We start from the raw sequence: 12,459 nt of genomic DNA on the forward strand, positions 1-12,459 counted from the left end.
CGTATCATGAAGCCCTGAACGTGCCGCCCTGCTGCCCTGACGACGGGGTGGGCAGCGCGGCCGGTCCTGGACCTCCAGCCGGGACCTGGAAGGAACGATATATGTCCAAGAACCTGTTTGGTGCCCGCGACGTGCTCACCGAGAAGGCGGGCCAGAAGGTCTACTACTACCGCCTGGACAAGCTCGCGGAGCTGGGTCATGACGTGGCGCGGCTGCCGGTGAGCGTGAAGGTGCTGCTGGAAAGCGTGCTGCGTGAAGCCAACGACTACGACGTGCGGCAGGATGACGTGCGCGCCGTGGCCGGCTGGCAGCCGCAGCCGGGCGAGGTCGAGATTCCCTTCAAGCCGGCCCGCGTGATCCTGCAGGACTTCACCGGCGTGCCGGCGGTGGTGGACCTGGCCGCCATGCGCACCGCCATGGTGAACCTGGGCGGCGATCCCAAGAAGATCAACCCGCTGATCCCGGTGGACCTCGTGATTGACCACAGCGTGCAGGTGGACGAGTACGGCACCGACCACGCGCTGCTGGACAACATGAAGCTGGAGTTCGAGCGCAACAACGAGCGCTACGAGTTCCTGCGCTGGGGCCAGCAGGCCTTCGACAACTTCGGCGTGGTGCCGCCGGCCAGCGGCATCGTGCACCAGGTGAACCTGGAATACCTCGCCCGGGGCGTGCAGAGCCGCCCTGAGGAGGACGGCGTGGTGGTGTACCCGGACAGCCTGGTGGGCACCGACTCCCACACCACCATGATCAACGGCCTGGGCATCGTGGGCTGGGGCGTGGGCGGCATCGAGGCCGAGGCCGTGATGCTGGGTCAGCCGATCTACATGCTGATGCCGGAAGTGGTGGGCTTCAAGATCACCGGCGCCCCGCGCGAGGGCGTCACCGCCACCGACGTGGCCCTGACCGTGACCGAGATGCTGCGCAAGACCGGCGTGGTGGGCAAGTTCGTGGAGTTCTACGGGGCGGGCCTGAGCAACATGACGCTGCCGGACCGCGCGACCATCGCCAACATGGCCCCCGAGTACGGCGCGACCATGGGCTTTTTCCCGGTGGACGACGAGGCGCTGCGCTACCTGCGCCGCACCGGCCGCCTGGAGGACGAGATCGAGCTGGTCGAGCGCTACTACAAGGCGCAGGGCATGTTCCGCACCGACGAGACGCAGGACCCGGTGTTCAGCAGCACCATCGAGCTGGACCTGGGCACCGTGGTGCCGAGCCTCAGCGGACCGAAGCGCCCGCAGGACCGCGTGAGCCTGACCGACATGAAGGCGGTGTACCGTGAGGCGCTCACCGCGCCCATCAAGCAGCGCGGCTTCGAACTGCCTCAGGAGGCGCTGGCCAACACCGGCACCATCACCGGCACCGACCACAAGATCGGTCACGGCGCCGTGGTGCTCGCCAGCATCACCAGCTGCACCAACACCAGCAACCCCAGCGTGCTGATCGCGGCGGGTCTGGTGGCCAAGAAGGCCGTGGAACTAGGCCTGGACAGCAAGCCCTGGGTCAAGACCTCGCTGGCTCCCGGCAGCCGGGTGGTCACCGAGTATCTGGAGGCGGCGGGCCTGCAGACCTACCTGGACCAGATCGGCTTCAACACCGTCGGGTACGGGTGCGCCACCTGCATCGGCAACAGCGGCCCGCTGCCGGAGCCGACCGTGGAGGCCATCAAGGAAGGCGACCTAGTGGCGGCCAGCGTGCTGAGCGGCAACCGCAACTTCGAGGGCCGCATCAACCCGCACATCCGCGCCAACTACCTGGCCTCGCCGCCGCTGGTGGTGGCCTACGCGCTGGCCGGCACGGTGGACACCGACCTGAGCAGCGACCCGATCGGGAAGGGCAAGGACGGTCAGGACGTGTACCTGAAGGACCTGTGGCCCAGCAACGCCGAGATCCAGCAGGTGATGGACGCCGCCATCAACGCGGAGATGTTCGCCCGCGTCTACAACGGCATCGAGCAGAGCAACGCCCAGTGGAACGCCATTCCGGTGTCGGGCGGCGAGCTGTACAACTGGAACGAGGACAGCACCTACATCCAGAACCCGCCGTTCTTCGAGAGCCTGGCGGGCGGCCCCAGCGAGATTGAGGACATCCGCGGCGCCCGCGTGCTGGTGAAGGTCGCCGACAGCGTGACCACCGACCACATCTCCCCTGCCGGGTCTTTCGGCCCCGGCACCCCGGCCGGCAAGTACCTGCTGGAACACGGCGTGGCGCAGCGCGACTTCAACAGCTACGGCTCGCGGCGCGGCAACGACCGGGTGATGACGCGCGGCACCTTCGCCAACATCCGGCTCAAGAACCAGCTGGCGCCCGGCACCGAGGGCGGCTACACCACCGACTACACCACCGGTGAGGTGACCAGCATCTACGACGCCTCGCTGCACTACAAGGAGCAGGGCATTCCGCTGGTGGTGCTGGCCGGCAAGGACTACGGCATGGGCAGCAGCCGCGACTGGGCCGCCAAGGGCACCTTCCTGCTGGGCGTGAAGGCGGTCATTGCCGAGAGCTTCGAGCGGATCCACCGCAGCAACCTGGTGGGCATGGGCGTGCTGCCGCTGATGTACAAGGCCGGCGAGACGGCCGACAGCCTGGGCCTGACCGGCGAGGAGACCTTCGACTTCATCCTGCCGCAGGACCTGAAGCCGCGCCAGGACGTGACGGTGCGCGCCACCAGCACGGACGGCACGGTGCGCGAGTTCACGGCGGTGTGCCGCATCGACACCCCGGTGGAGATCGACTACTACAAGAACGGCGGCATCCTGCAGACGGTGCTGCGCGGCATTCTGGCAAAGGGCGAGGGCATCTCGGCCTGAAGTTCCAGCCCGCATGAAGAAGCCCCCCGCTTAGAGCGGGGGGTTTTGTGTTGGGACGCGTCAGACACTCACGCCGCTTGCCCTCTTCAGCTGCCCGGCTGGACTGCGGCGCGCTGCAGGCTGTGCACAAACATGCCGCACACCATCAGCGCGAAGGCCAGCAGCATCAGAAACAGGTCTTCCAGCGGCTGCTTGTGGTAGGCGTAAGCGCCCACCAGCAGAAAGCACACCAGGGTGGCCATCAGCGACTCGCGGCGCTCCGGCCGGTAGATATAGGCGTACAGTCCGCCCAGTACAGCGAACAACAGCGGTCCAATCAGTGCCGTCAGCATCCCTTGCTCCATGGCCCAATTGTGGTGGGCGGGCATGAGGAGACACTTAAATAATTGCTGCCATCCACGCTCATGAAGCCAGGACAGGCCACAGTCCTCTAGACCACCGTCAGATCCTGCGGCAGCGGCAGGAACTCAATCTCCGGATGCTGGTCCTGGGTATAGGTCAGGTCGAAGGTGCTGCGGAACAGCATCACCGGGCGGCCCTGGTCATCCTCCACGCTGCGGGCGAAGCGCGCCACCTGGGTCGCGTCTCCGGCCAGCCAGCGCACCAGGGTGTAGCTGGTGACGTGCAGTTCCACCTCCACGCCGTACTCCTCTGAGAGCCGCGCCTGGAACACCTCGAACTGCAGCGGGCCCACCGCGCCCAGATACGGGTCGCGCGCGCCGTCGGTGGGGTAGAACACCTGCACCACGCCCTCCTCGGCCAGCTGAGCGAGCCCCTTCTGGAAGGCCTTGCGCTTGGTCACGTCGCGCAGCGTCATGGTGGCGAAGGTCTCGGGCGTGAAGCGCGGAAAGTCCGGCAGCTGCACCTTGGGGGACACGCTGATCACGTCGCCGATGCGGAACACGCCGGGGTTCACCAGCCCCACGATGTCGCCGGGCCACGCGTCCTCCACCTTCTCGCGGTCCTGGGCGAACAGGGTGTGCGCCTGCGACAGCCGCAGCTTGCGCCCGGTGCGGGTGTGCGTTACGTCCATGCCACGCTCGAAATGGCCGCTGGCCACCCGCATAAAGGCGGTGCGGTCGCGGTGGTTGCGGCTCATGTTGGCCTGCAGCTTGAAGATGAAGCCGGCAAAGCCCTCCTCCGGCGAGCGCAGCCCCTCGGTGGTGGGCAGCGGGCCGGGCGCCGGCGCCAGTTCCACGAAGGTCCGCAGGAAGTGCTCCACGCCGAAGTTGTTCATGGCGCTGCCAAAGAACACCGGCGTCATCTCGCCGCGCAGGAAGGCGTCCCGGTCGAACTCGGGCATCGCCCCCTCGATCAGCGCCACGTCCTCCTGCAGCCGGGCGTGCAGCTCCGCCCCCACCAGGCTGCCCAGCTCTGGATCGTCCACGCTCTTGAGGCTGACCGGCGCCCGCGACCGGCCGCGCGCCACCCGCTCAAACAGCAGCACCTGCTTCTGGACCAGGTCGTAGACGCCCCGGAAGTCGGGGCCGTCGCCGATCGGCCACGTGAGCGGCACCGCCGTGATCTGCAGGGTGTCTTCCACCTGCTGCAGCAGCTCAAAGATGTCCTGGGCCGGCCGGTCCAGCTTGTTCACGAAGGTCAGGATCGGAATGCCCCGGTTGCGGCACACCGCGAATAGCTTCTCGGTCTGCGCCTGCACGCCACGCGCGGCGTCCAGCACCATCAGGGCGCTGTCGGCGGCGGTCAGGGTGCGGTAGGTGTCCTCGCTGAAGTCCTGGTGGCCGGGCGTGTCCAGCAGGTTGATGTGCCGGCCCTGGTACTCGAAGGTCAGGGCGCTGCTGCTGATGCTGATGCCGCGCTGCTGCTCGATGCTCATCCAGTCGCTGCGGGTGTGCGCCGAGCCCTCGCGGGCCGTGACGCTGCCGGCCTCATGGATGGCGCCTCCGTACAGCAGCAGCTTCTCGGTGATGGTGGTCTTGCCGGCGTCCGGGTGACTGATGATCGCGAAGGTGCGGCGGCGCTGAATCTCGTGTTCCAGGGTGGGGGTACTCATGCGAACTCCTGCGGGCCTCAGGATGGCCCGGAATGCTGGGGTGAACTGTACGTGCCGTCAGCCACAGCGCCGTCAGGGCGGGGTCAGGGCGAGGCGCGTCATGGCTCCATGATAGCAGCTGACGGGCCGCCGCCGGTGTCGTAGGCTGCCGACATGGGCACCTTGACGCTGCGCCCCCTGCAGCCGGGCGACGAGGAGACGGCGGTCATCTGGGCCGCCTCGCGCGAGTTCTGCGACGCCATCGGCTGGACGCCGGATCTGGCGCCCCGCAAGGTCCGCGACCACTGGCGCTGGCTGATCAGTGGGCCAGACCCGGCGTTTCTGCGCCTGGGCATCGTCTGGGGGGATCAGTTGATTGGGTACACCGATCTGGCCGGCCTGACCCCGGAGACCGCGGAATACGGGATCGCGCTGGGTGACCCGGCCCAGTGGGGGCAGGGGCTGGGCACCTGGGCCGGCCAGCTGATGCTGCAGCACGCCTTCGAGGGTCTCCAGCTGGACACCCTGAGCGCCGAGGCACTCGCCAGCAACCTGCGGTCCCAGGGCATGCTGCGCCGGCTGGGCTTCGTGCCGTCGGGGCTGGGCACGCCGGAACTGCACAACAGTCAGCCTGTCCCGGTGCTGCGCTACCGCCTGACCCGGGCCGGATGGCTGGCCCGGAACCCCCCGGCGCCCGGCTGATTTTTGTTGTTCTGAAGCGGCCTCAGCGATAGCCGCCCCCACAGGGCATGACCTATCATGGACCCATGCTGAATTGGCTGACGCTCGCGTGGAATCTGGCGTTGCTGATCAGTGTCTCGTTCTTCATCAGCCTGGGGTTCCTGTCGTGGCCGCTGACCTTCAACCGGCTGGCCCGGCTGTATCACAGCGTCCTGATCGGCCTGAGCATGCTGCTGCTGTCCGTGGGCACCGAGCGGCTCGGGGGCACCCCGGGCCTTGCCGCGCACGTCACGGACCTGCGGTACGTGCCGCTGACGCTGCTGACGCTGGTCCACGGGCCCGGCTGGGGCCTGCTGGCCTGCCTGCCGCTGCTGCTGGTGCAGCCGGCCTTCAGCGTCAACGCCGACTCGGTGTATTCGCTGGCCATCACAGTGCTGACCGCCACCCTGCTGCGCCCACAGTTCAACCTGTTCCGGCCGGTGCTGTGGCGCGACTGGTGGCGGGTGACGCTGCTGTTTGCCGGGCTGGCCCTGCCGGTGCTGTGGCGTGGCGGTGAACCGGCCGCCCTGTTTCCGGCGGTGCTGGTGGTGGCCAGCAACATCCTGGGGTTTCTGGCGGGCGTGCTGGTGTTCCGTTCACGCTTTCGTCTGCTGGCCGTCACCGAGCGGCTACGGCGGCAGGCGTACACCGACGCGCTGACCGGCATCGCCAACCGCCGACAGTTCGAATCGGATCTGGCGGCCCTGGCGCCCGGCGGCGTGCTGTGCATCGTGGATCTGGATCACTTCAAACGCATCAACGACAGCTTCGGCCACGACGTGGGCGACGAGTATCTGCAGCGGGTGGCGGCCAGCCTGAGCCGGGTGGCCGGGCGCAGCAGCCGGGCCTACCGGCTGGGCGGCGAGGAATTCGCCCTGATCGTGCCGGCCACGGAAGCGGCGGAGGCCACCCGGCTGGCCCAGGAGGTGCTGGCGCAGGTGCAACAGCTCTCGCACCACGCCAATCCGGACGGCATCCTGACGTGTTCGGTGGGCATGGCCCGGCGGCACAGCGATGAACCGGCGCAGGCCACCTACCGCCGCGCCGATCTGGCCCTCTTCAGCGCCAAGGCGGCGGGCCGCAACCGGGTCGAGGACAGTGGGGACACCGATCAGCTGCCCTCCTCTCCACTGGACGCCGCCTCCGGCAGCCGTGAGGGGCACGGGCCGCTGCTGTGGGAAACGGTGCAGAAGAGCCTCAGTCTGGCGGCGCTGGAACGTCCCCCCAGCGACAGCGACTGGCTGCGGCTACTGCAGGCCGCCATCCTGAGCGTGCCGGACGTGCAGTGCGGCAGCATCAACATTCGCGAGGGCCAGCGCTTCCGCCAGTGCGCTCAGATCGGCTTCGACCCGGCGCTGGTGGGCCTGAGTCACACCGCCCAGGAACAGCTGGACTGGTATGGGCTGGGTGAGGCCGCGTGGCGGCGCGGACAGCCGCGGGTGCTGCACGGCGAGGAGATCCGGCGCAAATCCACCCGGCTGCTGGACCAGTACCCGCCCACCACCATGCAGTTCATGGAACACGGTCACATGCTGGACATCGAGGCCACCCTGTGTATTCCAGTGGTGATCGACGGCGAGGTGATCGCCCACCTGAATCTGGATTCGTTGCAGCCCGGCACCCGCTTCAGCACCGAGGACATCAGTGTGGCCCGCGCGTTCGCCGATCAGGTGACGCTGATGCTGATCAGTGTCTACCGGCGTGAGGCGCTGGCCGAGCGGACCCGGGAGCAGGCGGTGTATGCCGACCTGAGCCTGAGCGTGCTGAATGCGCGCAGCCGCAGCGATATTGTGCAGCCGCTTCTGGAGGCCCTGAAACAGCTGTACGGCACGCCGGCACAGCTGATCGTGCAAGTGCAGGGGGAACTGCATCTGTGGCAGAGCGTGCCGGGCACCCCCTCAGCCGAGGTGTCCACTGAGCTGTTCAGTCTGCTGCAGCGGGCCATCGAGACCCGCTCGCTGGCGGAGCAGCCGGCACCGCAGGGACAGCACGTGGCCCTTCCGCTGCGCTGGGCCAGCGGGTCGCTGGGCGTGGTGCTGCTGACCCTGCCGGAGCGCTCCACCGACCCGGCCCCGGAACGGCAGTTCCTGCAGCAGGTGGCCCTGATGGTCAGCAGCGGTCTGCAGCGGCTGGACGAGTGGGAGCGCGGCCGCCTGTCCACCGCCTGAAGCGCTTTATGGGAGCATCAGCCGGGGTTCGGGTCCGGCCTGCCGGGCCAGCCGCTGCACCTCGCGCAGGGTTGCCTCGGCACTCTGGTGAATGCCGTGCCGGGCAAAGCTGCGGGTCAGGCTGTCGGCGTCGCGCTCCAGCAGCCGCTGAAAGTTGGGATTGGTCCGGTCCGAGACCTGGGGGAAATCAATGATCATCACGTGGTCCTCCCACCAGAGCAGGTTGTAGGTGCTGTAGTCGCCGTGGACCAGCCCGAGCCGCAGCAGCCCGGCCATGCCGTCCAGCGCGCCCCTCCAGGCCTGCTGCGCCTCCGCAGGCCTCAGCACCGCCTCGCTCAGCCGGGGCGCCGGCTCGTCCTCGGTGCCAATGAAGCGCATCAGCACCGCCGGGCTGGTCTGGGCGTAATCCACCGGGTGCGGCCCGACCAGCGGTTCCGGGACGTTCAGGCCGGCATTCCACAGCCGCCACAGCATGGCGTACTCGCTGGCCGTCCACATGCCCTGCTGGGCCTGCAACCCGCGCTGGCTGCGCTGGGCGATGGCCTTCTCGATGCGGGCGTCACCGATGTAGCGCCCGGCCCGGTACACCGCATCATTCTTGAAACTGCGCGCCTGCAGGTCACGGTAGAGCTTGAGCGCAATCAGGCCGCGGGGGCCGGTGGCGAGGTAGACGGTGGCTTCCTTGCCGCTTTTCAGCTCGCCCAGCACCTCGCTGATGTGGCCGAGTTCCTTCAGGTGGAGCAGCGCGGGGTCCGGTTCGGCGCCTGTGTCGTCGGCGTCCGGGTTCAGGTCGCGCAGCCGGCGACGGCCCTGTGGCCGGTGCCGGGCACGCCGGATTGTCTCGCGGGGGTCCGCCGTCTCGTCATCGAGCAGCCGGCGTCCCTTCATTGAGGCCCTGCTTCAGGGCTGGTGCGAGGGGGTTCCTTCAAAGATAGGTGCAGCATTCACGCTCCAGGTGGATGGGAACGAAAAGGGATGGGCCGACATCAGGGTTGGGTTGTGGTCAGTCATCGCTGCACCTCCTTTGTGGTGTAGCAGCAGCGTAGCAGACGAATGCGGGGCTAGGCCAACTGGCCTAGCCCCACGCCGGGTGCCTCGCTCCTACTTCAGCGTCTTGCTGATCAGGGCGTTGCTGTAGAAGTCGGCGGGTTTGGCCGCCGCGCTCACCTTCCCGCTCTTCTGCAGGTAAGCCAGCGCCCGGGCCCACGACGCCGGATCGCTGTAGCCCAGCCCATGGCTGCGCGTTACGTCCGACTGGATCAGCGGCACGCTGGCCTTCAGCACGTCCAGCGTGCCGCCACCGCTCTTGAACACCGGCTGAGCCACCTTGAACGCCTGCGCCGGGCTGGCCACCGTGAACTTCAGCCCGCGCTGCGCCGCCCGCACCACCCGCCGGGCCAGGTCGCTGCTGATGGTCTTGTCCAGGGTGATCATGCCGGCACCGACCATCGGATATGCGCGGCTCACGTCAATGGTGTTGGCCTTGATGCCCGCTGCCGCGAGCTGCACCACCTCGTTGTTGACGTAGCCGACCGCCGCGTCCACCCGGCCGGAGCGCACCGCTTCCAGCTGCGTGAAGCCGATGCTGGCCAGCCGCAGATCCGACTCCTTGAGTCCCCCCGCGTCCAGCAGGGCGCCCAGCGCGAAGTAGCTGCTCCCGAAGGTGCCGGGAATCCCCACCGTCTTCCCCTTCAGGTCAGCTGCGCTGGTGATGTTCTTGGCCGGGAGGCTGAAGACCGTGACCGGAACACGCTGGTACATGGCCATCACGTACTTGACCGGGGCGCCCTGGGCCCGCGCGAAGACTGCGTCCTCCGGATCACCGACCACGAAATCCAGCTTGCCCTGCAGCAGCAGCGGCATCAGCTCCGAGACATACCCATGCTGGAACTTGACGTCCAGGCCCTCCGCCTTGAAGTACCCGAGCTTGTCGGCCACGTAGAAGGGCGTGAACTGCACGTTCGGCACGTAGCCGAGCCCAATGTTGACGGTGCGGGTCTGTGCCTGGGCACTGCCCAGCGCCGCGGCGAGCACCAGCGCCGCGCCGATCCATCCTCTTGCCTTCGCATTTTTATACATGACGTGTGCCGACCTGCACGGGTGACAGGTCGACCTCCTCCTTCTCTCATCCGGACTGTCCCCACCGCTGCGTGTGGGCGTACCGTCGGCCCCGGTCTCTCACCGGATCGGGCCTGGCCTGCACTGCAATTTGGCCGGGCTTCGCGGGCTGACACCGGCGCCTGTCTGGTCCCGGTGATCACCGCCGGTGGGGTCTCTCACCCCGCCCCGAAGGATGGCTCTCGCCGCCCAGAACTATACCCCCCTGCGCCTGGACAACTGTTCGGCGGTTCATACTTCTGGGTCAGGAGAGCCGCCGTCCCCGCAGGGCCCGGCGTTCCAGGGCCGTCACCAGCAGGTACAGCGCCACCCCCAGCAGCACCAGCAGCACGATGGCCGCGTACTGACGTGGCCCGTTGTAGTAGGCGCGCGCCTGATTGACCGCGAAGCCCAGGCCCGGCTGGTTGCTCACGAACTCCCACACCACCGCCCCGATCAGACCCAGGCTCAGCGCCAGCCGCAGGCCGCCGAGCATCACCGGCAGCGCACCCGGCCATTCCAGATACCGCAGCCGCTGCCACGGCGTGGCCCGCAGCGAGCGGAACAGCTCCAGGTAGCCCCGGTCCACCTCACGCACCCCCACGATGGTGGAAATCATCACCGGGTACAGCGCGCTCAGGGCCGAAACGATCACGGCCGGCCACAGCCCGAACCCCAGCGCCGTGATCAGGATCGGCGCGAGCACCACGATGGGCGTGCTCTGGCTGGCCACGATAAAGGGGCTCAGAAAGCGTTCAAGCCACGCCGATTTGCCGAGCGGATACCCGATCAGCATGCCCACCACCCCGCCCAGCAGCGAGCCGAGAATGGCCGTCCGGGCGGTGAGGTACAGGTAATTCAGCAGCTCGGCGCGGCCAGTCAGGAACGCCGCCCAGACCTGCTCCGGCGCCGGCAGCAGGAATGGCTGGTTCAGCAGGCTGGCTATCAGCTGCCAGAGCGTCAGGCCCAGCACGATGGCCAGCAGCGGCCATACCCAGCCCCACTGCACCGGAGCCGCCACCTCCGGCTGCAGCCGGGTGCTGTCCCCCTCCCCCAGCAGCGCCCGCAGCTCCGCTTCCAGGCCGTCGGTATAGGCGGTGGCGCGGCCGCGCCGCCCGGTGTCCAGCACCCGCACCACCCGCCCATTGCGCAAGACCGCCACCCGGTCCGCCAGATACGCCGCCTCACGGATGCTGTGGGTGATCAGCACCGTGGTGCGGCCGGTCTTGTCGTGCAGGTGCAGCAGCTCATCGTTGAAGCGCTCGCGCACTAGGGCGTCCAGGGCCGCGAACGGTTCATCCAGCAGCAGCACATCGCTGGACTGGGCGAGGGCACGCGCCAGCGCCACCCGCGCCCGCATTCCGCCCGACAGCTGCCGGGGGTACAGCCCGCCATAACTCTGCATGCCCACCAACTTCAGCGCCTCGTCGGCGTCCGGCACGCCCTCCTCCGGGCCGTGCAGGTCGCCCGGCAGCCGCACGTTGGCCCGCACGGTCCGCCACGGCAGCAGCCGGTAATCCTGGAACACGAAGGCTGGCGGGGTGCTTACCTGAACCGTGCCGGCCTCCGGGGTCAGCAGCCCGGCGATCACCCGCAGCAGGGTGCTCTTGCCCCCGCCACTGGGTCCGATGATCGCAAGCAGCTCACCTCGCCGCACCGTCAGGTCCACGCCGTCCAGAATCATGGTGCGGTCCAGGCGCAGCTGGACGCCGCTCAGCTGGATGGCCACAGGTCCACCCGGCTCCACCATCAGGCACCCTCCGCTCGCGGCCCTTCAAGCCGGATGGAGGCTCTTGCTCTTCCCCGACCGCCGGGGCTCCCTGTTGTCCTCGTTCTCCACATGACGTGTGCCGACCTGCACGGGTGACAGGTCGACCTCCTCCTTCTCTCATCCGGACTGTCCCCACCGCTGCGTGTGGGCATACCGTCGGCCCCGGTCTCTCACCGGATCGGGCCTGGCCTGCACTGCAATTTGGCCGGGCTTCGCGGGCTGACACCGGCGCCTGTCTGGCCCCGGTGATCACCGCCGGTGGGGTCTCTCACCCCGCCCCGAAGGATGGCTCTCGCCGCCCAGAACTATACCGCTCAGGCTCGCTCAGCCGGACCCGCCGCCAGCCGGGGTTTGCCCAGGGTGTTCACCAGCACCACGCCCACAATGGCGACCACGCCGCCCACCAGACTGATCAGCGTGGGCGCCTCACCGAGCCACACCCAGGCAATCAGGATCGCGAACACCGGGCTGATGTACAGAAAGCTGGTGGTGGTGCTGGCCGGCACCCGCGACAGCGCAAAGGTCCAGGTCAGGTAAGCCAGCGCCGCCGGGAACAGGCCGATGTAAATCACCGCGAGGTGCGCCGACAGGGGCGCGCGGCTCAGCTCGCCCCCAAAGCCCGGCAGAAAGATCAGCATCGGCAGCGTGCCGAGAATCAGACTCCAGACGGTGAAGTGCAGCGGGTTGATACGGCGCAACAGCGGTTTCTGGAACACGAAATACAGGCTGGTGAACAGGGCAGCGGCCAGAATCAGCAGCGCGCCCCGGGTGTACCCGAGCGACTCGCCCCGGCCCAACACGATCAGCGCCACCCCGCCCAGGCTGATGGCGGTGCCGAGCCAGCCCAGCACGTTCAGCCGCTCCCCCCCGAAGCGCGTGGCCAGCAGCGCCGTGATA

The 12,459-nt window shown here is 68.2% G+C and carries 9 protein-coding genes (1 of these 9 cut by a window edge); 3 read left to right on the top strand and 6 right to left on the bottom strand.

Annotated features, from left to right (window positions below):
• The first annotated feature begins 101 nt into the window (after positions 1 to 101).
• On the top strand, positions 102 to 2,813 hold the full coding sequence (gene acnA / locus ABOD76_RS19185) for an aconitate hydratase AcnA (protein WP_350243555.1): 2,712 nt from the start codon (positions 102 to 104) through the stop codon (positions 2,811 to 2,813).
• Between the two features lie 86 nt (positions 2,814 to 2,899).
• Here the strand turns inward: acnA and ABOD76_RS19190 are convergent, their stop codons facing one another.
• Both ABOD76_RS19190 and ABOD76_RS19195 read right to left on the bottom strand, forming a co-directional pair.
• The gene (locus ABOD76_RS19190; protein WP_350243556.1) at positions 2,900 to 3,157 is read right to left on the bottom strand and encodes a hypothetical protein; all 258 of its coding nucleotides are present in this window, start codon (positions 3,155 to 3,157) and stop codon (positions 2,900 to 2,902) included.
• Between the two features lie 86 nt (positions 3,158 to 3,243).
• Positions 3,244 to 4,827 (bottom strand): peptide chain release factor 3, encoded by a 1,584-nt coding sequence (locus ABOD76_RS19195; RefSeq protein WP_350243557.1) that lies wholly within the window; start codon positions 4,825 to 4,827, stop codon positions 3,244 to 3,246.
• Between the two features lie 153 nt (positions 4,828 to 4,980).
• On the opposite strand from ABOD76_RS19195, the gene ABOD76_RS19200 reads away from it, so the two are divergent.
• Together ABOD76_RS19200 and ABOD76_RS19205 are read left to right on the top strand one after the other, a co-directional pair.
• Positions 4,981 to 5,508, top strand: a complete 528-nt coding sequence (locus ABOD76_RS19200) for a GNAT family N-acetyltransferase (RefSeq protein ID WP_350243558.1) — start codon at positions 4,981 to 4,983, stop codon at positions 5,506 to 5,508.
• A gap of 65 nt (positions 5,509 to 5,573) precedes the next feature.
• The gene (locus ABOD76_RS19205) at positions 5,574 to 7,694 is read left to right on the top strand and encodes a diguanylate cyclase domain-containing protein (RefSeq protein WP_350243559.1); all 2,121 of its coding nucleotides are present in this window, start codon (positions 5,574 to 5,576) and stop codon (positions 7,692 to 7,694) included.
• Between the two features lie 6 nt (positions 7,695 to 7,700).
• Here the strand turns inward: ABOD76_RS19205 and ABOD76_RS19210 are convergent, their stop codons facing one another.
• The 4 genes from ABOD76_RS19210 to ABOD76_RS19225 all read right to left on the bottom strand — a co-directional run.
• A complete protein-coding gene (locus ABOD76_RS19210) occupies positions 7,701 to 8,582 on the bottom strand; it encodes an RIO1 family regulatory kinase/ATPase domain-containing protein (RefSeq protein WP_350243560.1) in 882 nt (293 codons plus the stop codon).
• 213 nt (positions 8,583 to 8,795) lie between these two features.
• On the bottom strand, positions 8,796 to 9,773 hold the full coding sequence (locus ABOD76_RS19215; protein WP_350243561.1) for an ABC transporter substrate-binding protein: 978 nt from the start codon (positions 9,771 to 9,773) through the stop codon (positions 8,796 to 8,798).
• A 283-nt stretch (positions 9,774 to 10,056) separates the two neighbouring features.
• A complete protein-coding gene (locus ABOD76_RS19220; RefSeq protein ID WP_380130167.1) occupies positions 10,057 to 11,520 on the bottom strand; it encodes an ABC transporter permease subunit in 1,464 nt (487 codons plus the stop codon).
• Positions 11,521 to 11,876: 356 nt separating this feature from the next.
• Positions 11,877 to 12,459, bottom strand: the 3' portion of a protein-coding gene (locus tag ABOD76_RS19225) for a DMT family transporter (protein WP_350243563.1). The gene runs 335 nt beyond the window's last position; the window shows 583 of its 918 coding nt (coding positions 336–918); the start codon falls outside the window, past its right edge; its stop codon occupies positions 11,877 to 11,879.

The organism is Deinococcus sonorensis KR-87, from assembly GCF_040256395.1.
GTDB lineage: Bacteria > Deinococcota > Deinococci > Deinococcales > Deinococcaceae > Deinococcus > Deinococcus sonorensis.